Source organism: Rhizobium sp. BR 315 (genome assembly GCF_050577975.1).
GTDB classification, from domain to species: Bacteria; Pseudomonadota; Alphaproteobacteria; order Rhizobiales; family Rhizobiaceae; genus Rhizobium; species Rhizobium miluonense.
In genome coordinates, this window is sequence record NZ_JARWKZ010000001.1 from 349164 (window position 1) to 372850 (window position 23687).

The window sequence follows — 23687 nt, forward strand, 5'->3', positions numbered from 1 at the left end:
TTACGCCGGAAAGTACGGGGCCGGACACGCCGAAATGTGACGCACCCGGCAAATGGCGGATCATGCCGACTGCAGCCGCAGGCGCTGCATCGGCGGGAAGGCAATGGCGATGGCCACCGCTCCCAGCCCCACCATGGACGACCCGATGAAGAGCCAGGAGTAATTGGCAAACGTATCAAATACCCAGCCGCCGATCAGAGGGCCGGCGGCCATGCCGATGCTCGAGAGCATCGAAGCTGCGCCGAACACCGTGCCGATGACGCGGGGGCCGAAATACTCCCTTGCCAGCACCGCATAGAGCGGCATGACGCCGCCATAGGCGCTGCCGAAGACAATAGCCAGCGCATAGAACTCGCCGAGTTCTCTCACCAGCAGATAGGTGGCGAGCGCGGCGGCCTGGACTAGGAGACCGGCGATCAGCACCGGCTTGACGCCAAGCCGATCCGCAAGCGTGCCGTAAAGCAGGCGACCGCCGAGGCCCGCAAGCCCCTCGACGCTATAGATGCTGACGGCGGCCATCGGCCCAACGCCGCAGATCGTCGCATAGCTGACCATATGAAAGATCGGACCGGAATGGGCCGCGCAGCAGGCAAAGAAGGTAGCCCCAAGAATGAGGAATTGCGGCGAGCGGAAAATCTGGCCAAGCGGCAGGCTTTGCTCCGCCACCTGTCCGTCCGAACCGGCTGTTTCTGCAAGAACGGGAGCCCGCCGCACCAGCAGTGCCGCCGGTATGAGAAGGACCCAGGCCATGATGCCGATCAGCAGCATGGCGAAGCGCCAGTCGTAGGCGGAAATGAGGTAGCGGGCGAAGGGCGACACCGTCATCGGGGCGACCCCCATGCCTGCGGAAACCAGGGATACGGCAAGGCTCCTGCCTTTGTCGAACCATGCGGTCGTTGCCGCGATCATTGGCGCGAAAAAGGCGCTGGCGGCGACACCGACGAGAATGCCATAGGTCAGCTGGAACTGCAGAAGCGATCCCGCTCTGCTTGCCAGGACAAGCGCAAGCCCAAGCAGCAATGCCCCGATCAGGACAACGATGCGTATACCGAAGCGATCGCTCGCAGCGCCCCAGGCGAAGGCGCCAAGCCCCATGACGAGAAAATTCAACGTCATGGCTGCAGCGGTGCCGGCATGCGACCAGCCCGTGTCGGCGGCGATCGGCACTTGAAAGATTGCCAAGGAAAACATTGCGCCGAGTGCGACGCAGGTCATCAGCGCTCCGGCACCGACGATCACCCAACGATATGACGAACTCATCTCCAAGCTCCTTTTTGACAGTTCGACCTATGGCAGGAAGGATCCGGTATTCCTCTCTCGCGACCCGCCTCAATGAAGACGATTGCGTCTTGGCCATTTCGACATTGTCGCTCAAAAAAAATCTGGTGGCTGGAAAAGGCGCGTGACAGAATGCCGCTATTGCCCGCAGATTTTAATTTTGGGCTCATGCAGGGCTGCTAATGCTGCCCTCCTATTGAAGGCCTGCTTCGCTGCTCCAATGCAAGCGCAAGCGGGCACGAATGACATGCAAGCTTGACATAGTACCGAACCAGATCTTCGCAGTCATGGAGCGGCATATTCAATGGCTCATATCGTCATTATCAATCCGCGTTTCGAAACCTCCTATTGGGGGATGGAACACGCCTTGCCGTTGTTCGACGTGAAGGCGAATCTTCCGGTGGCCTGCCTGCCCCTGCTGGCAGCGCTCACGCCATCGGAACATACCGTCACTTTGGTCGACGAGAATGTCGAACCGCTGGATTTCGATCTGTGCGAAAAGGCCGATATCGTCGCGCTGACCGGGATGATCGTCCAGCGATTCCGGATGACGGAAATCTTGACCGAGCTCAAACGACGCAATTGTTTCACCGTCGTCGGCGGACCTTGGATTACGGTCAAGGAAGATTATTTCGGCAATCTCGTCGATGTCTCCTTTATCGGTGAGGCGGAAGAGACCTGGCCGAAGTTCCTGCTTGAATGGGAAGAAGGCAACCACGCGCGGCGCTACGAGCAATCCGACAAGACGGATATGAGCAAGGTGCCGGTGCCGCGCTTCGATCTCCTGAAGATGGATGAATATGCTGTCGGCAGCGTCCAGTTCTCGCGAGGCTGTCCTTTCACCTGCGATTTCTGCGATATCATCGTCGTCTTCGGGCGCAAGCCGCGCATCAAACAAAGCGCCCAGGTCATTGCCGAAATGGAGGCCCTGCTGGCGTCCGGCATGGATACGGCCTTCATCGTCGACGACAATCTGATCGGCAACAAGAAGGCGATCAAGGAGGTGCTGCGCGATGTCGTCGCCTGGCAGGAGAGCCGTCATTATCCGATGACTTTTCTGACGGAAGCGTCGATCGATCTGGCCGACGATGCCGAGCTGATGCAGTTGATGGTCGACGCCAATATCCGAGTCGTCTTCATCGGCATCGAGACGCCGAACGAGGAGGCGTTGCGCGAAACCAAGAAGCTGCAGAACCTGCGCAAGGGCGGGACGATGCTGGAGAAGATTCACAGCATCCAGCAGACCGGCATGGAAGTCTGGTGCGGCATGATCCTTGGCTTCGACAGCGACGATGCGACGATTTTCGAAGCGCAGCGCGTGTTCATCAAGGATGCGCGCATCGTCAATGCCATGATCGGGATGCTGGCCGCTATCCCGAAGACGCCGCTCTACACACGGCTTGCCAAGGAAGGGCGGCTTGATCACGACGATCCGCCGGCCTACGGCACGAATGTCATTCCCCTCAATCTCTCCCGCGAAACCTTGCGGGATGGATATCTCTCGGTCCTCAGCGACCTGCATCAGCCGGCCGCCTATTTCGACCGGCTGGATGCGCTCTATATCGATGGGAATATCAAACCGGAAAGCACGCGCTTACGGTATTTGCGCCGCCATCCATTGAAGTTGCTCGCTCTCAACGCGACATGGGCGCTGGAAGCGATCGGCATCTTCGTCAGGCTAATGAGCCGGGTGAAGGAAGCGGATTTGCGTGCCGTGTACCGCCAGCGGTTTCTGAAGCTGCTGCGGCATCGCCGTTCTCCGATCATTCTGCAGATCTACGCGATCAAATGCGCCATGCATTATCATGCTCACGTTATGGTTCAGCAGATGCGCACCGGCGGCGGGATCGTCAATTCGTTCTAGTCAAATCTCAATACCGGGTGGTCTCTCCGAGGAGGGGGTTTCGCGCGCCGGCGCGATCTTGCCATAGGACGCTTTCTGTTGCGTCAGTGCAACACATGGCAGTGAGATAACTGCAATTCGAAATTGTGGGGTTGCCGATCCTCGGATCTCGCGTATTATCTGCACGTCCGCAATCAAACAGAGGAGGCGTGCAATGCAACATCCACGAATGCATAACAACGCCTCTGGCGGAATGATCTCGATGAATATGGTGTGTGCAGCACCGAATTCGCGACGTATCTTTAGTTAAAGCCCCAAAACGCTTTATCTGCCGCCACTTAGGCGCTTTTCCATTAAACCCATATGACTTGCTGCGGGAATAATTTGATGCGTCGCCGACGTATCAGCTCCTGAGGCCGGTCGAGCTTCAAGAGGACCTGGTTGCTTGATTGCGCCAGGAAAAGAAATGACGTCTTCACAATTATCGGTTGCTGATAGCTTAACGGCAACGGTCGATGAACTGTACCAGAAATTCGGTGCGTGGAGGACCGCGCGCGCCTTGCTGTTTGTCATCTGGAGGCAGCGGCAGACGCGCAAGCAGGTCGCTGAGCTGTCGGACTACCAGCTTCGCGATATCGGCCTTCCCGAGCGGCAGAGCAGTTCGCGCTCGCCTTATTTCATGCCGCCGCATCTGCGCCGTTTCGATTAGGATGGAACCAATGCGAATGAGTGCTTCATGGCATTCGGCCGGCTGGGAAGGCCGGTTTGGAAATGGCCTTTGGCCGACGGTTCGAGGGAGCCGAGAGCGTGATCTGCGGCGCGCAGCCAAGCGACTGCGTGCGCCGTGGCTTACGCTTGAAAATCACCCTGTCGCAACCCAGGCAGGGGAAGGTAATCGCTGCCTTCCCCTGTTGAGCCGCCAGCCTTAGTTATCATTGATATTGCCTGCCCGATCGTCATCGGCGTTCCACTTCAGCGACGGCGGCATGAGCGGGGTAAAATCGGGGTCGCAATGTTCTCGCAATGAGCCTATGCAATTCGGACATTCTTTGCGCAAAGGGGTGACATTGCGAATTCTGCTGCTTGAGGACGAGCCGGAAATGGCTTCCGCGCTTTGTAGCGCGCTGCGCACACGCGATGCTCTCGTGGACCACATGACGACGCTTGCCGATGCCGAAGAGGCGGCAATGGTCGTCGTCTACGATGTCATCCTGCTCGATCGGCAAGTTCCCGATGGTGACGGCCTATCGCTCATTCCCAAGCTTCGATCAAATGGCGTGAGCGCACCCGTCATCGTGTTGACCGCCCGTGGTGAACTCGACGACCGCATAGACGGCCTTGACTCCGGGGCCGATGATTATCTCGTCAAGCCTTTCGCCGTCGAGGAGCTTCTCGCGCGCCTGCGCGCCGTCATGCGCCGGCCGAGCGATGTTCGTGTCGACGTGGTCAATTTCGGCCAAGTATCCTACGATTTCGATGGTCGGGAAGCGCAGGTGAACGGCTGCCGGCTCGATTTGCCGCGTCGGGAACTGCTGGTGTTCGAAACGCTGGCCCGCCGGATCGGCCGCACGGTTCAGCGGCACATGCTCGAAGAGGCCGTTTACGGCTTTGATGACGATATCCAGTCGAATACCCTCGATGCACATATCTCCCGCCTTCGTCGGAAGCTCATTTCCGTCGATGCCGGCCTCGAAATCCATCCGGTGCGCGGCATTGGCTACCTCATGAAGCCGACCTCATGAGTGCAAGCCAGCCTTCATTGCGCTGGCGCCTGGTGCGGCAGCTTGCCTCCCTGCAGGCGGTTTTTCTGAGCATACTTGCGCTCCTGATCATTGCGGCCCTCTGGATGACTGGAAGCGTCATCTCGCTTCAGCCGGAAGACGAAACCATCGACGCGATCGCGCAGTCGATTGAGCGAGACAAGGACGGCGCACTTGCCATCAAAGAGACACCCATGCTGGCGGCGCGCCGCACCGAGCTGCCGGGTCTCTGGTTTGTCGTGAGGGACCGCAGTGGCGCGACGATTGCCGAAGGTGCCGTGCCGCAGGCCTATGCAGGCGTCGGCGGCGCTCTCGACGGCATCGGCCAGGCCCGCTTCGGCAGTAATCTTGGCGGAAATGCCGTGCCCGCCGCGCGGCTTCAATGGGTTGGATCCCCCATCGGCGAGGTGCAGGTTCTGACCGGGGTTGACGGCAGTGTTTCGCCGTCTCGGGTGATGGCTGCGACCAGTCTTGTGTTTTTCAGTACCCTCCTGCCGCTGCTCGCCGTGACAGCGGTCGCGACCATGGTTGCGGCACCGATGGTGGTTCGCCGGGCCTTTTCCTCGCTCGATTCCGCCGTCGCCCGCGCCGGGCAGATCGACATCGATCGACAGGGGACGCGGCTGCCGGTCGAGGATGTCCCCCAGGAAATCTTGCCGCTCGTCGAAGCCGTCAATGACGCGCTCAGCCGGTTGGATGAGGGCCATGAGCGACAGAAGCGCCTGTTTGCCCACCTCGCGCACGAGTGGCGCACGCCCGTCGCGATCCTGCAAGCCCGCCTCGATGGCCTACCTTCCGGGCCGCTGAAGGAGAGGATCTTCGAGGATACCGTGCGGCTTGCGACGCTGGCGGAACAGTTCCTCGATCTGCAGCGCCTCAATCATCGTTTCGAGCCTGCTCCGGTCAATCTCGTCGATGTCGCGCGTCACGTCGTTTCCGAACTGGCGCCGCTGGCCATCGCCGCCAATTACGAACCTTGTTTCCAGGCAGATGAGGATACCGTCGAGATCATCGGCGATCGCGTCGCACTCGAGCGCGCCGTTGCCAATCTGGTGCAGAACGCGATCCAGCATGGCGGCCGGCAAGGCAGCATTACGGTGCATGTCGGCCGGGCAACGGGCATCACCGTGACGGACGAGGGCAAAGGCATTCCGGCCGAGCAGCGAGGGCGCATCTTCGAGCCGTTTCACCGGCTTTCCGGCTACGGCAAGGGGTTCGGCCTTGGCCTCAACTTCGTTCAGGAAATTGCCCGGCTTCATGGCGGACAGGTTCAGGTGTTGGAGGGGCCGACTGGCGGCGCGGCCTTCAGATTGAGTTTCCCTTTGGCCGGATAGAACGACGTTCCCGCTGGGGATGCAATGTTCCTGCAATCGGCGCGAGGCTAGGAGAGGCGGGTGAAATCGCCGAAGCTCCAGGACCGCAGGGACGGGAACTCATGTCCAATACGTCATTATTTATTCGAACTCTCTTCTCCAATCCCCGGATGGTGGGCGCAATAGCGCCATCCGGCGCGATGCTGGCGGATCTCATCACGAATGAGGTGGATCCCGCGGCTGGCGCCGTTCTCGAACTCGGCCCCGGAACGGGCGTCTTCACCGAGGCACTGCTTGCCCGCGGCGTCCGCGAGAGCGACCTGACGCTAGTGGAGTTCAGTTCCGACTTCGCCGATATGCTTCAACGGCGCTTTCCTCATGCGCGCGTTCTATGCGCCAATGCCGCGAGGCTCGATACGCATATCTCGCCCGAAGATCTTCCATTTGGCTGTGCGATCAGCGGCCTGCCGCTCTTGAACATGTCGCCGAGAGCGGTCGTTGCCATTCTCGACGGAGCCCTATCGCGACTGCGCGAAGGCGGCGCGCTCTACCAGTTCACCTACGGGCTTCGCTGTCCGGTGCCGCATCGGCTCCTCGATCGCTTCGGCTTCAAGGCGACGCTGCATGGACGTGTGCTGCGCAACTTTCCGCCAGCCCGGGTCTACAAGATTGTCAAGCGAAAGCCGCCGAAGTTGCTGGTGGCCAAGGCATGATCGATCAATCCGATCTCCTCAGCACTCTGCCTGTCCTGGCCGCATGGGGTCTGGCTGGCCTTCTCCTCTGTACCGCAGTGGAAAAGCTTATACCCATCATACCCTCGGGCGGCATGCTCATCGTGCTTGGTATGTTCGGCGCGTCGGATGCGAGCGATCTGCCGTGGGTGGTCGCCATCACAGCCACGGGATCAACGGCAGGTTCGCTGTTTTGGTATATGTTGGGTCGATGGTTCGGCCCCGAACGCGGTGATTTTCTTGCCATGCGGGTCGGCAAGCGTCTCGGCATCGGCAGCGAATGGTATTGGCGACTGAAGGACGGTTATCACTATCGTGGGTTTACCGTGACCTTCGTCAGCCAGATCATACCGTTTGCAAGAGCCTATATCGCCTTTCCCGCAGGGGTGCTTGCCGTACCTGCAAAAGGCTTCGCCATCGCGACCTTCTTCGGTGCGGCTCTCTGGAATACGCCGTATCTGATATCTGGCTATATGCTGCGCAAGCACATGTTCGATCAGGACATAGCTCTACCTGCGGCCTTTGCCGCCATCATGCTGGCCTATCCTTTGTTGTTCACGGTGTTCCGCGTCTGCCGGCCAGGCCGCAATGCGGCCCGGTCGGCCGTGACGATCCGATGCACTACACGGTCAACACCGCGTAGATGACGCCGCCGTTTTCGCCGCGTGTAACGGCGCTATCGGCAATCGGGTGCTTGACCTTGTCGATGATCGATTGGACATCCCTGTCCGTTCGCCATATCAGCGGCCAATTCATGAAGGTTTCCATGTAGCCTTCTACGCCGATATCCTGTGCAAAATTCGCCAGAAGGAACTTGCCGCCCGGCTTCAGCATCTGCAGGCAGCGCTCCGTCAGCTTCACGGCAACGCTTTCGGCCAGGTAGTCGTAAAGGCCGGCTGCATAGATGAAATCGAACGTCCCAAGCTTCTGTGCTCGTCCGAGAATGGTACGAACGGACCCGTTGACCGCTTCGATGCAGGTCCCGTGGAAGGCAGAGCTGACGGTTCCAACGCTGATGGGATCCTGGTCCAGTGCGACCCAGCGCTTGAGCTTGCTGCTCTTGAGAGCGTTGGAACGCTCCGCTTCGCGAAGATGCCCGGCGGCGATCGCCAGTACTTCCGCGTTCTCCTTCTCGTCGGCGACCGCGTCAACATGCGCGGCAAGGAGAGTACGTCTTTCGCGTACAGCGACTGCTGATGCCGCTCTGCGGGTGAAGTCGTAGATCTCGGCACCGAGTGGCGAAGCCGCCTTGACCTGAACGTCAACTGCCGGATGTTCGTAAATAAAATCCAGCAGTTGGGCGTCGCCGCTATAGCCGCGCGGCTTCTCGAAGGACCAACGGGTCAGGGGATCCTGAAGCAGGAAAGACGAGACCGGATGCACCTGCGCCAAGGAGGCGAGATGTGCCCAGGTCATGGGAGTCGTCTTGTTCTTCAGTGTCTGCAGCCGCTCGGTCAGGGCTTTCATGGTGTCTTGAACAGGGGCATTCGCTTCGAACGCCTGCTGTGCCAGGGAGAGAACGAGGGCGAGTTCGGCCTCGCCCTCCTTGATCTGTTCGTTCGAAAATTTGCTAACCGCCGATTTCGTATGTTTCGAGATCGATTGCGCGGTCACAAGGCTGTAGCCGTCGAGAGCAGTTTGGAATTGTTTCAATTTTAAATGATTCCGTGAAGACTATAAAAACCATATCGCACATAAAATGTGAGCGCTATGGTTTTGTTAATGTCACTGCTGCAACGCTGTCGCTATCAAACGAACCAAAGTAGCAGCCCGGTAAAGCAAGCAATTTGTTCGATAGAGCGACGCAAAGCTAACTGCGGTGGACATGACGTCTCGGCTAACTCGGGTAATGGTGAACATGCGTCGACTGTCGAGAGGAAGCGATCCTGGCCGGGAAAAGGCACGCCCGACAAGCGGCGCCATCGGACTTCGCGCTCTTTATAAGGACTACAGCAACGAGGCGCGCCGTGCCGTGGCACGCAGCGGCCTGTGGCTTGCCGTGCCCGTCTATATCCTTTTCTTGGTAACGGACCTGGTCTTCATTCCCGACGTCTCGCAGGTGACGATTCCGGCGCGCTTCATGATCGGGCTCACTTCGCTTCTGGTTCTCGAAATCCAGTTTGCGCGCAAGCGTCCCGCGGGGGAGCTTGAAGCCACATGCGCCACCGCGGTGGTCTTGGGATATGTCGTGTGGCTGGTGCCGGCTCTGCAGACCAGCAATGCCGAGGCATTTTCCTATTATGCCGCTTTCGGCGCGATCTTCATGATGGGCGTCAATCTGTTCTTCAGTCTCGAATTCGGCCTGGCAATCGCCTCGTCCGGGCTGATCTTCGCCTCCTTCTTGCTGTCGCTTGCCGAGTTTCACTACAGCCCCGCTTACTGCCTGGCCTTCACGACCTTCTATCTCTGCTGCTTTGTTTTCACGTCCTATGTGAACTGGAAACTGAACAAGGAGCGCTTCAACGTCTTTCTTAATGCCAGGGAAGCCGAGCTGCAGCAGCGCCAGGCAGCAGAGCGCGGTGAGGCTCTTCTGCGCCTGTCGATCACGGACTCCCTTACGGGGATGGAAAATCGAAGAGCCGCCGATATCCGTCTGAAGCAGTTCTGGGAGCGCTGGCGCCAGGACGGAGTGGCATTTGCGGTGCTGCTCGTCGACGTCGATTTCTTCAAAAAATACAATGACTATTATGGGCACCAGGAAGGTGACCATTGTCTCGTCACTGTCGCCAACGCCTTGTCCGATATCGTGGTTCCCTTGGGTGCGACAGTTGGGCGGTATGGCGGCGAAGAGTTCATCGTCATTCTCGATTTGGACCGCGGCGCGGATGCCCTGGCTCTGGCGGATGCCATCTGCCAGGGGATCGAAGCTCTCGATATCGTCCATGCGCAGCGGCTGGATGGTTTCCAGCACGTCACCGTGAGTGTCGGCGCGACCATTACCAGAGACGTGGCCGGCACCAAGCTCGAAAACGTCATCAATGAAGCCGACCGCGCGCTCTATTCCGCCAAGGCCAGCGGCCGGAATTGCGCAAGAATATTCGATCCGAACGAATTGCCCGGCGGCGATGCGAGCGAGAATATCGCGGCCATTCTGAAGATCGCCATTCAGCAGAACCTCGTTTCGCTCGTCTATCAGCCGATCCAATATCTCGACACCGGAGAGATCGGCGCCTACGAAGCCTTGATGCGCTTGCAATTGCTCGACGGATCGAGTGCGTCGCCCGCTATGTTCATTCCGATAGCGGAGCGCACCGGCGCCATCATAGAGCTCGGCTACTGGGCGATCAGACGGGCGTGCTGCGAGTTGCTCTCCCGCAATATCGTCGAAACGGTCAGCGTCAATGTCTCTCCGATCCAGCTGCGGGCGCCCGGCTTTGCGGCGCAGGTCGCCGCCATCCTGGCTGAAACAGGCATTTCGGGGCACAGGATCGCCTTCGAGATAACCGAAGGCGTCGATATGGAGATCCGGCCGGACGTCCTCGACAGCATTCAGGATCTGAAGAGGCTGGGCATCAAATTCTGGCTGGACGATTTCGGAACCGGATTTGCTGGGCTGTCCTGGCTTCGCCTTATGGAATTCGAGACTGTGAAGATCGATAAGTCGTTCCTTCACGATGCCGCAAGTAGCGAGGGCGCCAAGATCCTTCTCGAGGACATTATCGGCCTGGTGCGCAATCGCGGCCATCGCATCCTGGTCGAGGGCGTCGAAAACGAAGAGCAGCTCGACCTGGTCAAATCCTTTGGCATCGACGCGGTCCAGGGATACCATATCGGCCGGCCGGCCCCGCCGCTCAAGCATCCGATTGCCGTCAGGCAGCCAGAACGTCGCCGGTGGCAGGCATCGGCCTGAGCGCCAGTCTAGTGCGACAACGACCGGCACGGCATTTCGTGCCTATGTCGAACAGGTCCTCATCCCGACAGTGTTCCCAGGGGATATCGTCGTCATGGATAAGCCGCCAGCTCATAAGGCGGAAGGCGTGCGCCACGCCATAGAAAGCGCAGGATGCAAGCTCCTTTTCCTGCCGCCCTATAGTCCGGACCTCAACCCGATTGAACGCCTTCTCCAAGCTCAAGGCGCTCCTGCGTGCACGAGCGGAACGATCAGCCCCCGCTCTGTGGAACAGCGTCGGCCAGATCATTACCCTCTTCGAGCCGAGCGAATGCGCGAATTACTTCGCTGCGTGCGACCATGACCCCGATTAAAATGGACGTACTCTAGCTCGGCACCGCAGCGCTCGTCGCGAGGTCGGTTTCGATGAAAATGCATGATCGGTCGGCTGTCTGCAGCAGCGTATCAGCGACGCTTCCGTAGGAGAGGCCGCCGCTTGCCCGTTTGCTCACTCCTAGCACGATCAAATTGTATTTGCCGCTGCGGGCGTGACGGAGGATTGATAGCTCCGGAGAAGGCCCCTCCTGAACGACCTTCTCCAACTCCACATGATAGTACTCGGCGATCTCGCCGACTGCCTTGAGAACAACCCGATTGTCATTGCCGCGGTCGCTGATACGCGGGATCGCCCTGACCTGCCGAGGCTCCACGATCAACAGGAGCGCGCAATGGGCGCCCGCAGCCTTGGCTATCACAAGCCCAAACTCTGCTGCTCGTATCGAACGCTCCGTACCGCTGACGGGCAGCAGGATCCGCAAGTCCTGAGGGCGTTTCGGAGGGGTGCCGCGCGCCGTCACAATGGCGGAGGTGCCTTTGAACGCTGATCTCATGATCTGCAAGGGTTCACTGAACCGGCCATCTTCGCCCATGGACGGCTCGATGCCGGTAAATAAGAGGTCGTGGCCGGTGCTTGAGATGTCGCCGAGTACGGTCCCAAGTTCGCCATTCCTGTCTCGCACGGTGATGTGTATGTCGCTTTCGGTTGCAAGGTTCGCATCAGGTGAGGCTGCTGAAAGCAGATCGGTTGCGCATTTGCGCAGCTCTTGGGCCGCCGTTTTAGCCTGGGATTGTGCAGCTTCGGCGGTTGCACTTGCCATCTCCGCTCCCCTGTCGGGACTGGCGGGTTTACGAACATCTAGAACGGTGACGGGCATCTTGCGCGTCATCACGAAGAAGGCGGCGATCCAGGTCGCAAGGCGGCTGCTTTGCGAGCCATCGACGGTCAGTAGGATGCGCTCGAAATTTCCGAGGAAGCTTCCGCTTTCGAATTCTTCGCGTTCGAGCCGATTGCGCTCCTCCTCGCGCAGTGGCAAGCGTGCCAGCGCCCAACGAAGCGTCGGCGGCATCGCCATGGTGGTGATGACGGCCATGGCAACGATGACGGAGAAGAGCTTCTCGTCCAGAACGCCGACGGAGAGGCCTATGGTCGCGACGATCACTTCCGTCGATCCCCTGGCATTCATGCCGCACCCGAGTGCCAGCGCCTCCGATGCCGAATAGCCGCCAAACTTGGCAGCAGCAAAAGCTCCTCCGAACTTGCCGATGCTTGCGATCACGACGATGGCAGCCGTTAGCAACAATATGGAGGGATTAGCAAGTACGGTCAGATCGGTCTGCAGGCCGGTCAACCCAAAGAAGACGGGCATGAACAGCGCGGCCGTCAATCCGCGAAGCTGCACATCGATCTGGCGGGTGAGGATCGGCGATTCGCCAACCAGAATACCGGCGACGAAGGCGCCGAGCACGGTATGGACGCCGATGAGATTGGTTATGATCGCCATCGTGCCCATGATCGCGATGATGGCGCTGAGCACGGGCAGGTCGCTGCGGAAATTATCGTTGGTCCAGCGGATGATTTCGAAGACGATCCGCCGGCCGACGGTGAAGCTGACGGCCATGAAGGTTAGCGTGCCCGTCACGCTGGTCGCCAGCGTGGTTAGATCGACGGTCCCTTTTTCGGCAAGGCCGAAGGTTATCGCGATGATCACCCATCCCACGGTATCGTCGATGATGGCGGAAGCGACAATCAACTGGCCGATGTCCCGGCGCATGAAGTCCATCTCGCGGACGACCGTAGCGACGATCTTCACGGAAGAGATGGAAAGCGCGGTACCTAGGAAGAGAGATGTGACCAACCGCTTCTGAGGATCAGGAAGCAAGGCATCCGGGATCAGCTCGCCAAGTGCAAAGCCTGCGGCAAACGGAATGACGATGCCCATGAGCGAGACACCGGTCGCTGATTTGCGCAGGCGCTTCGCCAGGCCGAGATCGGTTTCCATGCCGGCGAGCAGCAGGAGAAAGAGGATGCCGAGCTGACCGACCGAATCGGCCATGCTCTTCTGCGCCTGATCCGACGGAAAGAGGCTTGCCTGCGCCTGCGGAAAAACCATGCCCAAGAGGGAGGGGCCAAGAATGATGCCGGCGATGATCTGGCCCATGATCGATGGCTGGCCGATGCGCACCATCAATTCGCCGAGCAATCTGCCCGATACGACGAGCAGAATGATCTGGACCAGAAACAACCCTTCCGAGGGATGACTGGCCTTTTGCCCTTCGGCCGCAAAAGCCGCCTGGGCAATCGACAGCGACAGGATGACGGCAATGAGAATGATAAGAGCGCTTGACGGAAATGACTTTAAGAAATTTGGGCGTGACGGCATGGATCGATCCCACTGAGCAGCAGGAAAACGCGCCAGAGCCTTTGCCGTTCCAGATGACATCGGCAATTGCCGCTTTAATTAGCCCGGCGTTCGAGAATTGGCGGCAAGCATGGCCCGCCGCCCATGCGGCGACGGTCCATAGTTGATCGGAAAATCAGACTCGTTCGAGGGCGATGGCAATTCCCTGGCCGACGCCGATGCACATGGTCGAGAGCGAATAGCGCCCGCCGGTTTCCTTCAGCTCCAGAGCCGCGGTGCCGGTGATGCGAGCGCCGGACATGCCGAGGGGATGGCCGAGCGCGATGGCGCCGCCATTGCGATTGACGCGGGCGTCGTCATCGGCGATGCCGAGTTCGCGCAGGACGGCAAGTCCCTGCGAAGCGAAGGCTTCGTTGAGTTCGATGACGTCGAACTGTTCCTGGCGCATGCCGAGCCGGGCCATCAGCTTCCGCGATGCGGGAACAGGGCCGATGCCCATGATGCGCGGGGCGACACCGGCAGCCGCTCCGCCGAGGATGCGGGCAATCGGCGTCAGGCCGTATTTCTTCGCGGCCGCTTCGGAGGCGATGATGAGCGCTGCAGCACCATCGTTGACGCCGGAGGCATTGCCTGCCGTCACCGTGCCGCCTTCCTTCTTGAAGGGTGTGCCGAGTTTGGCAAGCGCTTCCATGGTCGTTGCACGCGGATGCTCATCCTTGCCAACAACGACAGGATCGCCCTTGCGCTGCGGGATCGTTACCGATGTGATCTCCTTGGCAAGCCGGCCGTTTTCCTGCGCCGCCGCAGCCTTCGCCTGCGAACGAACGGCAAAGGCATCCTGATCCTCGCGCGTGACCTTATAGTCCTCGGCGACGTTTTCGCCGGTCTCCGGCATGGAATCGACGCCGTACTGCTTCTTCATCACCGGATTGATGAAACGCCAGCCGATGGTGGTGTCGTAGATTTCGGCATTGCGGGAGAAGGCGCTTTCGGCCTTGGGCATGACGAAGGGCGCGCGCGACATGCTCTCGACGCCGCCGGCGATCATCAATTCAGCCTCGCCGGCGCGGATGGCGCGGGCTGCGGCGATGATGGCGTCCATGCCGGAGCCGCAAAGCCGGTTGATCGTCGTGCCGGATGCTGCGATCGGCAGGCCGGCAAGCAGACTTACCATGCGCGCGACGTTGCGATTGTCTTCGCCGGCCTGGTTGGCGCAGCCATAGATCACGTCGTCGACGGCTTCCCAGTCGACCGAGCCATTGCGCTCGATCAGCGCCTTCAGTGGCACCGCCCCGAGATCATCGGCGCGAACGGAGGAGAGCGATCCGCCAAAGCGGCCGATCGGGGTGCGGACATAGTCACAGATAAAGGCTTCGGTCATCAGGCTGCCTCATGGGCTTTCTTGGTGCGCGCGTTGATATCGCGCAGGACAGATAGTTCGGTTTCGGTCGGTGCCGGCGTCTCGATCACCTCATCGGCGAACTTGATCGTCCAGCCGCAATTCTCAATGATCTGCTCCCGGGTTACACCCTTATGGATCGACACGACAGTCAATTCCTTGGTGACTGGATCAGGTTCGAGAACGCAGAGATCGGTAATAACGCGAGTCGGGCCTTTCGTCTTCATGCCCAGGCGCTCGCGATGATTTCCGCCCTCGCCGTGGCCCATCGACGTGATGAAGGGTAGCTTCTCGATGAAGCCGCGCTTGGAGAGCGCCATGGTGATGAAGATCTGGCCGCAATTGCTGGCGATTTCCGGTGCGCCGCCGCCACCGGGTAAGCGAACCTTGGGGTGATCGTAAGGGCCGACGACGGTCGTGTTCAGATTGGCGAACTTGTCGATCTGAGCACCGCCGAGGAAGCCGGTGGTGATGCGGCCGCCCTGCAGCCAGTAGCGGAACATTTCCGGCACGGAAACGGTGAACAGGGCAGTGTCGCAAAGCTCGCCGTCGCCGATCGAGAGCGGCAGCACATCGGGCTTGGTACCGACGGTGCCGCTTTCATAGATCAGGGTGATATCGGGCGCATGGGTCAGCCGCGCGACGTTGCAGGCAGCCGACGGTGCGCCGATGCCGACGAAGCAGACGTCGTCATTCGTCAGAGCGCGGGCAGCTGCAATCGTCATCATTTCGGTAGGCGTAAAATCGCTCATCTTGACCTCCTTACGCCGTCTTGCCCGGCTTCGTGCCGGCATGTTTGGCAAAGTCCTCCGGACTGGCCTTCATCACATGCTCTTCGATCCAGGCCTGGAAGCTGTCGCGATTGCGGGCGATTTCGTCCCATGCGATGTAGAAGGCGTTGGAGCGGGCATAATAGCCCTGCGCATAGGATGGGAATGCGCCGCCCGGCACGAGCGCCACTGCCGTCACTGCCCATGTCGGCAGCACGACGGAGTTGGGCGAGGGCGGATCTAGTTCGTCGACGATTTCCTCGACGGTGACGATCGAGCGCTTGGCGGCCAGCACGGCCTCCTTTTGGACGCCGACGATACCCTCCAGCAGTACGTTGCCCTTCCGGTCGGCACGCAGCGCATGGATGATGGTAACGTCAGGCCGGATCGCGGGAACGGCGGCAAGCACTTCGCCGGTGAAGGGGCAGGTCACGTGTCTGATGTTCGGATTGACCTTCGGCAAATCGGCGCCGATATAACCGCGCAGCATGGCGAAAGGCAGGTTTGCCGCGCCGGCTTCATAGGCATTGGCCATGGCGGCGTGCGAATGCTCTTCGATTTCCAGCGGGCGGGGCCATTGGTTCTCCACAGCATCGCGGAAGCGATGGAGAGAGCCGACGCCCGGATTGCCGCCCCAGGAAAATTTCATGCCCCTGGCTGCACCGACGCCGACCAGCTGATCGTAGAGAATGTCCGGCGTCATACGGATCAGAAAGAGATCTTGTTTGCCCTGACGGATGACTTCGTGACCTGCGGCATAGGGAATGAGGTGAGTAAACCCCTCCATGGCGACCGTGTCGCCATCATGCACATTCTCCGCCACCGCCTGCGAAAGCGATAGAATCCTCGCCATAGGGCCTCCTCAACAAATGCCATCCTTGTGAGCGTCAATAAGCGCCTTCAGTCCGGGATCGTCAATGGATTTGTGCGTTATTTGATATTTGTTCATATATCGCACAAAATGAGTCTAAGTTGGAGGCGCGGCACGCCGGCATTGGACGCTAGTTTTGTCTCTGTTGGCCTAGATATATCCTGTTCGCCCGGTTGATTTGCCATGTCGTCGACGCGAGCATACTCAAAGTAGAGAAAGAGAAAGTAGTCCCGCCACTTGCCTGTTCCGCTCTGTTCGGCACCGGGCTCATGCCGGTCGACACGCCCAAGGTGAGGGGCCGGAATTTTCACTGCGCCCGGTTGGACTGTCTTCGGTCCGAAGCGGCCATGTCGAAAGCCCGCGCCGACGATAAATCGGCGCGGGCGGGTTACCAACGGATGGCAGCCTGTCAATCCAAAGTGACGACCACCTTTCCGATCTGTTCATTGCTTTCCAGGAAATGCGTCGCAACCTGAATTTGATCGAAAGTGAAGGTGCGAGAGATCAGCGGGTCGAGCGCTCCCGACTGCAGTCCCTCAAGGATAAAGGTCTTCGCACGTTCGAGGGCTGCATGATCGGATACGGTCTCGGTATAGAGATATCCCTTCAATGTCAGGCTTTTCCCAAGAACGGCGAATTGCGGAAACGAACCTTCTTCGGGGCTGAGAGCTCCATATTCCAAAAGGACGCCGCCAACCGCCATGCATTCGGCAAGCTGCGCGACCGCTGGGCCACCGATCGGATCGAATACGACACGTGCGCCCTTGCCGCCGGTGATTTCCTTCACCCGCGCGGACAGGTCTTCTTCCGCAGTAGCGATAACATAGTGTGCACCGGCCTTGTGCAGACCCTCTGTCTTGGCACTGGTCCGAGTGGTGGCGATCACCGTCGCGCCGACGCTCCGGGCGATCTGAAACGCTGCGATGCCGACACTGCTAGAGGCTGCAGATACAATCACGAAGTCACCGGCAGAAAGCCGCGCCTGTTCGATCAATGCACCCCATGCCGTCACATACTGCATCCATGAGGCGGCGGCTTTCTCGAACGACAGGTTCGGCGGATGCCTGACGACGTGACGAGCCGGGACATTGATGACCTCGCCATAGGTGCCCCAGCGCGCCATGTCCAAGGTCGGGATGACGCTTACGGCATCGCCCTCCGCAAATCCACTCACGTCGCTGCCGAACGCCTTGACGGTGCCGGCGGCTTCATAACCCAGCATTGAGGGGAACTCTGCTTCCTGAAGATAGGCGTGTCGCCTGAACATGACTTCCGCGCGATTGAGACCGATGGCCCGCACGGCGATTTGCACCTCGTCGGCGGCTGGAACCGGGACCTCGATATCGTCGATCCGCAATACCTCCGGCTCGCCATATTCGTGAAAACGTACAACTCTGGTCATGCTTCATTCTCCTTGCATGTTTCCGTCACGCGCTCGGGAGCGGCGCGTCCGTTGCATGCATCTGGCAACTGGATGCCCGAATGAAAATACGGTAATAAAATGCATATAGTGTCTAAAAGTATACTGTCGGAGCAACGGGAATGAACAAGGACAGGAACTACGACGAGGTCCCCGGCTGCACGATGTACGCGGCACTCAATCTCATCAGCGGCAAATGGAAGGGCATGATCCTCTACCATTTGCTCAAGGGTACCTTGCGATTCAACGCGCTTAAAAGAGAGCTTGGCGACTGCTCTCAGCGCCTTCTGATTAAGCAGCTTCGGGAACTCGAAGAGGATGGCCTCGTCGAGCGAAAGGTCTTTGCCGTCATCCAGCCCAAGGTGGAATATTCGATCACCGACGAAGGCCGGACTTTGGCGCCGATCCTGCTCGGCTTGCGCGACTGGGGACATGGATGGCTGACCCGCCGCAATTTGGTCGCCCGGGACGACCATCTGCAGAGCGAAGAAACAGGAATGTCATCTGCCGTGTGAATTTTGTCGCGATTAGCTGCCGACTAAATCCGAAGTTGTCCGCTGTTGGCGAATTTGCGCCATGGCCGCTTTCGGCCTTAAACCGACCGCGTTAGAAGCGGTCGGCAAGGAGCGGTCACGACATCCAGGTTGCTAGCTGGCTGGCTTGAGTACCGATGCCATGGCCGACTCGGCTGGATGTGGGCCATTGCGAAGCCCTTCCAGCCCTGAATACCCCATGTAAAGCGCGATCAGAAGCATTAGCACGCCGGAAGCATAGGGCGCGCGGCGTGCAAAGGTGCTGAACCCGGGCCACCGTTTCTGGACATGGCGAACGCTCAAGGAGGCAAGGACGCCAGCCGAGACCATCGTTACGGCCAGACCGACGCTGAAGCACACCACAAGTACCGCGCCGAGCGAGAGCTGCTTGAGCTGTAGGCAGAGCAGCAGCACCGTAATCGCCGCCGGGCATGGAATGAGCCCGCCGGTCAGGCCGAACATGACGATTTGCCAATTGGTGACGGTCTGATTTTTGAACCGGCGGGCGATATCCTGGGCGTGGGCGCGTTCGTGAGCATCCATGTATTCTCCATCACCGACGGCAAGGCCCTGGTGGTCATGCGCGCCCTCGCTATAGATCACGTCGTAGTCATGCGTGTGATTTCCATGGCCAAGGCTGACCTGGGCCTTGAATTCATGGGGCTCAGGGATTTCCTCCAGGCTCTCCAGATACCCACCCGTGTCTGCGAAGGTAAAGCCTTGTCTTGCCCCATCCCGGCGCTCGGTTACGAGCGTCACATCCTTTGCGGCCCAGCCATGGCCGCTTTCGAAGCGGATGCGGAACCGAGGCGGAACTCCGTCCTCGAATACTTCCAGGGCCATCATGCCATGACCGGTATCGATCCTACTGACATCGTCATGATGATGGTCGTGATGATGCGCGGCCTCGAGTTGCTGTTCACGCCACGTGCGCCAAAGCATCCAGACGGCGATTCCGACGATGATGACGGCCGATGCAAGCTGGAAATAGGGTTCGGTGGTCTCTGCGTTCATGCCGCGGCCAAGATACTGTCCTCCCAGCGCGACGAGCCACACGACCGCAGTATGGGAGATTGCAGCGGCGACACCCAGCATGACAGCTTGCGAGATCGTTCCGCGGATGGCGATGATGAAGGCCGCCATCATCGTCTTGGAATGTCCCGGTTCCAAGCCGTGCAGCGCTCCCAAAAGGATGGCCGTTGGGACGAACAGCCACGCATGGGCGGTGCTTTGCTGAATGAGGTCTGTGAAGGAGGTCATGGGGGCCGTCTTTCGGAAAACGTGAATGGCAATACTATAGGGGGGTATGGTATTTATTGTCAACTTTGGAATTCTATGGTTTTCATGATAGGCCGAGAAAGGGACGCCTGCGGGCGAGCCCGACAGGAGCAAGACATGACCCACACGATCCGCGAGAAGCAGAAACTCATTAACCGCGTGCGCCGGCTACGCGGACAGATGGAAGGCATCGAGCGGATGCTGGATGAGGAGAAGGGCTGCGCGGAGGTTATGCATGCGATCGCAGCCGTTCGTGGAGCGATCAACGGCCTGATGGGCGAGGTCATCGAGGACCACGTGCGCATGCATGTCGCGGACGCGGCTCTTCCACAGGACGAGCGCGACGACGGGGCGGAGGAACTGATCGACGTCCTGCGATCCTATCTAAAATAAGATCCGTCTGAACCAGCCGGGCCAGCACCGGGCGATGTTCGATGTCTCGGTTAGAATGTGCGTGTTCGGCCGAAGGAGCGCAGCAGAAGATTGACTGATACTGCGACCTTGTCGATGTCGTGAATGTCCTGCGAATATTCTCCGGTGTAGAGCTTCACGATCATTTCGTCTCGAATAGTGCCGTCAAGCTCAAAGTGAAGGTGGAGGTAGTACGCTTGCCTGTCGCCGCCCCGGCTGATGCTTCTGCGCCGCTGTGTGACCTGCCTCAACTCGGTTTTGAAAGGCGCAAAGCCCTTAAGGTGAAGGGAGACCAATTTTGACTCGAAGCGCGTATCGAACGGGACAGCGACCACTGCCTTATCGAGTGCCAGGCTGACTAGCTGGCCGGGAACATCGTCCACAACGGCTGGCTCGTCCAATTTGAACGCGTGAAACAATCGCTGGGGTTTCTCAAAGCAAATTAGCGACGCGATGACCAACACGATAATATTGATGCCTGCCCAAAATGCCGCGATCGGCGAAAATTGGGCCTGAATTTGCGTGGTTTCAGGGACGATATCGATCAGCAGCCCGAGGGCGGTGATCGTGATCAAGGTTGCGATCCAGGCAAGCGTATACCCGTCGAATTGATTTGCTTGGTTGCTGCTGCCTTTCGGCGTCACCCTAAAGGGCTTGCCGAATGGCCTTATCACGCTCGACACGACGGTCGGCAGCATTCGGAAGGTCGCGAACGTTCCGACGGCACTGGAGATTATCGGCAAGTATCGTGTTGGCGTTATCCATAGCATGAGCAGGAAATAGGCTGCGAGCAACGGCACTTGATAGGAGACGTAGTCGGCAATATCCGTGAAATAGAGCGGCAGTAGTCCGAACCAGAGATAAGCGATCGGGATGAGCAGGATCATCAAGCGGACCAGATACTGCACCAACCATGAAGCCGGCAGGAACATGATGCGCTGAAAAAGGGAAAGCCCTGGGCCGCGCAGCGGGCCGTTGTGCAAATAAAGCGTCTGAATGCCTCCCTGGCACCAGCGCTCGCGCTGAACGAAATAGCCGGTCAGATTTTCCGCTGCGAGCCCCATCGACAGACGTTCATTCAAATAACGCGTCTTGTAGCCCCTGTTGAGCATGGAGAGGGTTGTCAGGAGGTCCTCCGTGATGGACTCCGTTGGAAAGCCGCCGATCGCGTCGATTGCCTTGCGGCGGGCGATCGAACATGAACCGCAGCAAAAACTGACATCCCACCCATCGCGGCTTGGCGCGATTTCGTCGAAGAACAGGCGCTGTTCGTCCGGCCAGATGTTCTCAAGCCCCAGATTCGTCTGCACCGGGTCGGCATTGAAAAAATGCTGGGGCGTCTGGACGATGCCGATGCTTTCATCGGAAAAGAAGGGCAATGTCCGACGAAGAAAGTGCCGGTAGGGTACGAAATCGGCATCGAAGACGGCAACGAATTCACCGGAGCTGACGAGCAGGCCATTATTCATGTTGCCGGCTTTAGCGTGCGCGTTGTTGCTGCGCGTAACATGAATCGCGTTTTTCTGTTCGCAAAAGGTTTTGAGCCAATCGCGGCGCTGGTCGTCGAGGACATAGACTTTGAGTTTGTCCGCGGGGTAATCGAGCGATAGAGCGCCGACGATTGTTCGTTCCAGAACGTCGAGCGGCTCATTATAGGTGGGAATGAAGACGTCAACCGTCGGTAGTTCGCGCTCGTCACGTGAAAAAAAGACGCTGCCCAGCACGTCCGTCTCAACGCTCCGATTGACGTAGCGGCTCATGAGCACAAGGAAAAGTACGACGTCTGTGAAGGCTAATATCTCGACGATAAAAACGAGCCAGACCCAATAGAAATTAGCCCCGTCATAAGGGTAGGGAAGAACGGTTTGCGTGAGACGCCAAAGCAAGTAGCGCAATGCGACAGCTGCGACGAACCCGCAGGTGATCGTCCTAGTCCAGCTATGATGGCGCGACCAATTGAATGGCCCCAGGAGAAAGAAGGCCATCACGAGAAAGGTCGGAGCGAGGGCTAGAAGATACTGAACCACAGGTTCTTGACCCAATTCGAAAAGCCTAATCCATGCCAAGGAAACCTGACCTGGACTGTCCGGCCCACCTGGCAGAAATTCTCGAAGTCACCGTTCATGAAGGAAGGTTCGAGACGAACCCGGATGTGGGCATTGCGTTGTGATGAAACCGGCAAGCTCGCCGCAAATGAATCGGTTTCCGTGGCTGCCGAACTGCCCTTTGCGGAAACGACCGTGCCCTGGAAGACATCGCTGCGCCCAAGAAGCCGAACTTGAGCGGCCAGCCCCGGATAGATTTCGTCATAATCGACTTCGGGGACAAGGATGTCGACGAACAGCTCCCGGCAGTCCAGAATTCGCATCAACTCGTTATTGAGCACGACATTGGAGCCGTTCACGATATTCCGGCTCCAAACAACACCGTCAAATGGCGCTGTTGCCGTCGCGGATTCGAGGCTGCTGACACGGATGCCTTCTTCTGTCAGTTGCTTTTCGACCTCCGTCGCCCGCGTTTCATTCTCGGCTATGCGTGAGTTCAGGTCGCTGATGTGGACGATGACTTCGTCCTGGCGCTGGCGGGAGTAGGGGACGTCATTCTGTCCGTCTCCGAAAACAAAGATACCCTGTCGAACCGCATTCAGCCGCTGCTGCAATTGATCGACGGTCAGATTGCTGACTTCGACCTCACCGCCGGTTGCCGCGCCAGTGGCGCGTGCTGCATCGACCATCCTTTGGGTGAGAATACCCTTGGATTCGAGTTCCTTCCGGCGGTCGAGATCCACCTGTGCGGCGAGATCCTGCGCCTGTGAGACCTCGACCCTCTTTCGGAGGATCTCAACTTCGCGCTCAAGATTCGAAATCGTGGCCTGTTTGAAGATTTCCAGGCGATTGCCCAATTGTTCGCGAAGTTGCGAGAGTTCGTCACGTTCCTTCTTCAGGGCCGTAACTCGATCGTGGGCGGTATTGCGCTCTGCTTCTAGTGAAGCCAGCACCGCGCGGTTCACACGCGGATTGCTGATTTCAACGAGATTCTGGCCGGCTTTGACGGGAACGCCAACTTTGGCCGGCTCACCTGAAATGACGCCGTCGATAGGAGCATTGACGAGAGCCAGGCGTGCGTTGACGGTACCATCACGGCTTGTATAGCCGGTGATCGCTGGCAAGGAGACCACAATTGCGAGCGCCAGCAGCAGCAGGCCGACGGTGACACGAGTAATGCGATGATTCCAAATCATGTCATTATTCAAGAGTATCGGGTTAGCGGTGGTCAGGGCCGTCGACCTAGAGTCGGCAAAAATACAACTAAGTCTTGCGTAATTTAGCGCGGTGAAATTTAGCAGGCAAGTGGTGACAGCGAGCTTGTATTAATGAACGAGATAGTGGTGCCCCATTAATGGTCGCTTCGTCCGCCGAAGACTTGTTGGGAGTTCCGCCTTGTGACTGGTCGGTTCGACCTCCGCCATGCGCAGCATTCTCTACGGAAGCGTCGCCTTAAATTGCTCAGGATTGAATGACCGAGGATGCCGAGTAATCACGCTGCGCGAGA

At 58.8% G+C, this 23687-nt stretch carries 19 protein-coding genes and 1 pseudogene; 10 read left to right on the forward strand and 10 right to left on the reverse strand.

From position 1 onward, the window contains the following. Window positions 1-60 precede the first annotated feature (60 nt). Window positions 61-1260: an MFS transporter gene (locus tag QD409_RS01655; RefSeq protein ID WP_430761710.1), complete on the reverse strand. Its 1200-nt coding sequence runs from the start codon at window positions 1258-1260 to the stop codon at window positions 61-63. 322 nt (window positions 1261-1582) lie between these two features. On the opposite strand from QD409_RS01655, the gene QD409_RS01660 reads away from it, so the two are divergent. The 6 genes from QD409_RS01660 (at window position 1583) to QD409_RS01685 (ending at window position 7572) form a co-directional block, all read left to right on the forward strand. After that, on the forward strand, window positions 1583-3142 hold the full coding sequence (locus tag QD409_RS01660; protein WP_430761711.1) for a DUF4070 domain-containing protein: 1560 nt from the start codon (window positions 1583-1585) through the stop codon (window positions 3140-3142). Window positions 3143-3587: 445 nt separating this feature from the next. Then, complete coding sequence (locus QD409_RS01665; RefSeq protein ID WP_430761712.1) at window positions 3588-3830, forward strand: DUF1127 domain-containing protein; 243 nt, start codon at window positions 3588-3590, stop codon at window positions 3828-3830. Between the two features lie 358 nt (window positions 3831-4188). After that, window positions 4189-4863 carry a response regulator transcription factor gene (locus QD409_RS01670; RefSeq protein WP_430761713.1) on the forward strand — a complete coding sequence of 225 codons (675 nt, stop codon included), beginning with the start codon at window positions 4189-4191 and terminating at the stop codon, window positions 4861-4863. Next, window positions 4860-6215 carry a sensor histidine kinase gene (locus QD409_RS01675; protein ID WP_430761714.1) on the forward strand — a complete coding sequence of 452 codons (1356 nt, stop codon included), beginning with the start codon at window positions 4860-4862 and terminating at the stop codon, window positions 6213-6215. Before QD409_RS01670 ends, QD409_RS01675 begins: the two co-directional genes overlap by 4 nt. Before the next feature lie 101 nt (window positions 6216-6316). Next, a complete protein-coding gene (locus QD409_RS01680) occupies window positions 6317-6907 on the forward strand; it encodes a class I SAM-dependent methyltransferase (RefSeq protein WP_092844020.1) in 591 nt (196 codons plus the stop codon). Then, the gene (locus QD409_RS01685; protein WP_092844018.1) at window positions 6904-7572 is read left to right on the forward strand and encodes a DedA family protein; all 669 of its coding nucleotides are present in this window, start codon (window positions 6904-6906) and stop codon (window positions 7570-7572) included. Before QD409_RS01680 ends, QD409_RS01685 begins: the two co-directional genes overlap by 4 nt. On the opposite strand, the gene QD409_RS01690 is transcribed toward QD409_RS01685, so the two are convergent. Further along, a complete protein-coding gene (locus tag QD409_RS01690; protein WP_430761715.1) occupies window positions 7547-8578 on the reverse strand; it encodes a class I SAM-dependent methyltransferase in 1032 nt (343 codons plus the stop codon). The genes QD409_RS01685 and QD409_RS01690 overlap by 26 nt on opposite strands. Window positions 8579-8783: 205 nt before the next feature. Between QD409_RS01690 and QD409_RS01695 the strand changes: the two genes are divergently transcribed. Together QD409_RS01695 and QD409_RS01700 are read left to right on the forward strand one after the other, a co-directional pair. Beyond that, a complete protein-coding gene (locus QD409_RS01695; RefSeq protein ID WP_430761716.1) occupies window positions 8784-10775 on the forward strand; it encodes a putative bifunctional diguanylate cyclase/phosphodiesterase in 1992 nt (663 codons plus the stop codon). A gap of 25 nt (window positions 10776-10800) precedes the next feature. Further along, window positions 10801-11128, forward strand: a pseudogene (locus QD409_RS01700) (transposase); the annotation flags it as partial. 12 nt (window positions 11129-11140) lie between these two features. On the opposite strand, the gene QD409_RS01705 reads toward QD409_RS01700, so the two are convergent. The 5 genes from QD409_RS01705 to QD409_RS01725 all read right to left on the reverse strand — a co-directional run bounded on the left by QD409_RS01705 (window position 11141) and on the right by QD409_RS01725 (window position 17895). Next, the gene (locus tag QD409_RS01705) at window positions 11141-13474 is read right to left on the reverse strand and encodes a cation:proton antiporter (RefSeq protein ID WP_430761717.1); all 2334 of its coding nucleotides are present in this window, start codon (window positions 13472-13474) and stop codon (window positions 11141-11143) included. 154 nt (window positions 13475-13628) lie between these two features. Further along, window positions 13629-14834 carry a 3-oxoadipyl-CoA thiolase gene (gene pcaF, locus QD409_RS01710; protein WP_430761718.1) on the reverse strand — a complete coding sequence of 402 codons (1206 nt, stop codon included), beginning with the start codon at window positions 14832-14834 and terminating at the stop codon, window positions 13629-13631. Further along, window positions 14834-15604 carry a CoA-transferase subunit beta gene (locus QD409_RS01715; protein ID WP_430761719.1) on the reverse strand — a complete coding sequence of 257 codons (771 nt, stop codon included), beginning with the start codon at window positions 15602-15604 and terminating at the stop codon, window positions 14834-14836. Before QD409_RS01715 ends, pcaF begins: the two co-directional genes overlap by 1 nt. A 10-nt stretch (window positions 15605-15614) precedes the next feature. Then, window positions 15615-16475, reverse strand: a complete 861-nt coding sequence (locus tag QD409_RS01720; protein WP_430761720.1) for a CoA transferase subunit A — start codon at window positions 16473-16475, stop codon at window positions 15615-15617. Between the two features lie 427 nt (window positions 16476-16902). After that, entirely contained in the window at window positions 16903-17895 is a 993-nt protein-coding gene (locus QD409_RS01725; RefSeq protein WP_430761721.1) for a zinc-dependent alcohol dehydrogenase family protein, read from the reverse strand. A 140-nt stretch (window positions 17896-18035) separates the two neighbouring features. Between QD409_RS01725 and QD409_RS01730 the strand changes: the two genes are divergently transcribed. Further along, window positions 18036-18428 (forward strand): winged helix-turn-helix transcriptional regulator, encoded by a 393-nt coding sequence (locus QD409_RS01730; RefSeq protein WP_430761722.1) that lies wholly within the window; start codon window positions 18036-18038, stop codon window positions 18426-18428. A 132-nt stretch (window positions 18429-18560) separates the two neighbouring features. On the opposite strand, the gene QD409_RS01735 is transcribed toward QD409_RS01730, so the two are convergent. Beyond that, on the reverse strand, window positions 18561-19706 hold the full coding sequence (locus tag QD409_RS01735) for a nickel/cobalt efflux transporter (protein ID WP_430761723.1): 1146 nt from the start codon (window positions 19704-19706) through the stop codon (window positions 18561-18563). A gap of 135 nt (window positions 19707-19841) precedes the next feature. Here QD409_RS01735 and QD409_RS01740 point away from each other — a divergent pair, with 135 nt between their 5' ends. Beyond that, a complete protein-coding gene (locus tag QD409_RS01740; protein ID WP_092844250.1) occupies window positions 19842-20117 on the forward strand; it encodes a metal/formaldehyde-sensitive transcriptional repressor in 276 nt (91 codons plus the stop codon). A 50-nt stretch (window positions 20118-20167) separates the two neighbouring features. Here the strand turns inward: QD409_RS01740 and QD409_RS01745 are convergent, their stop codons facing one another. Both QD409_RS01745 and QD409_RS01750 read right to left on the reverse strand, forming a co-directional pair. After that, window positions 20168-22162, reverse strand: coding sequence for a glycosyltransferase (locus tag QD409_RS01745; RefSeq protein ID WP_430761724.1), 1995 nt, complete (start codon window positions 22160-22162; stop codon window positions 20168-20170). Beyond that, on the reverse strand, window positions 22144-23376 hold the full coding sequence (locus tag QD409_RS01750) for an HlyD family secretion protein (protein WP_430761876.1): 1233 nt from the start codon (window positions 23374-23376) through the stop codon (window positions 22144-22146). Before QD409_RS01750 ends, QD409_RS01745 begins: the two co-directional genes overlap by 19 nt. Window positions 23377-23687: the final 311 nt, after the last annotated feature.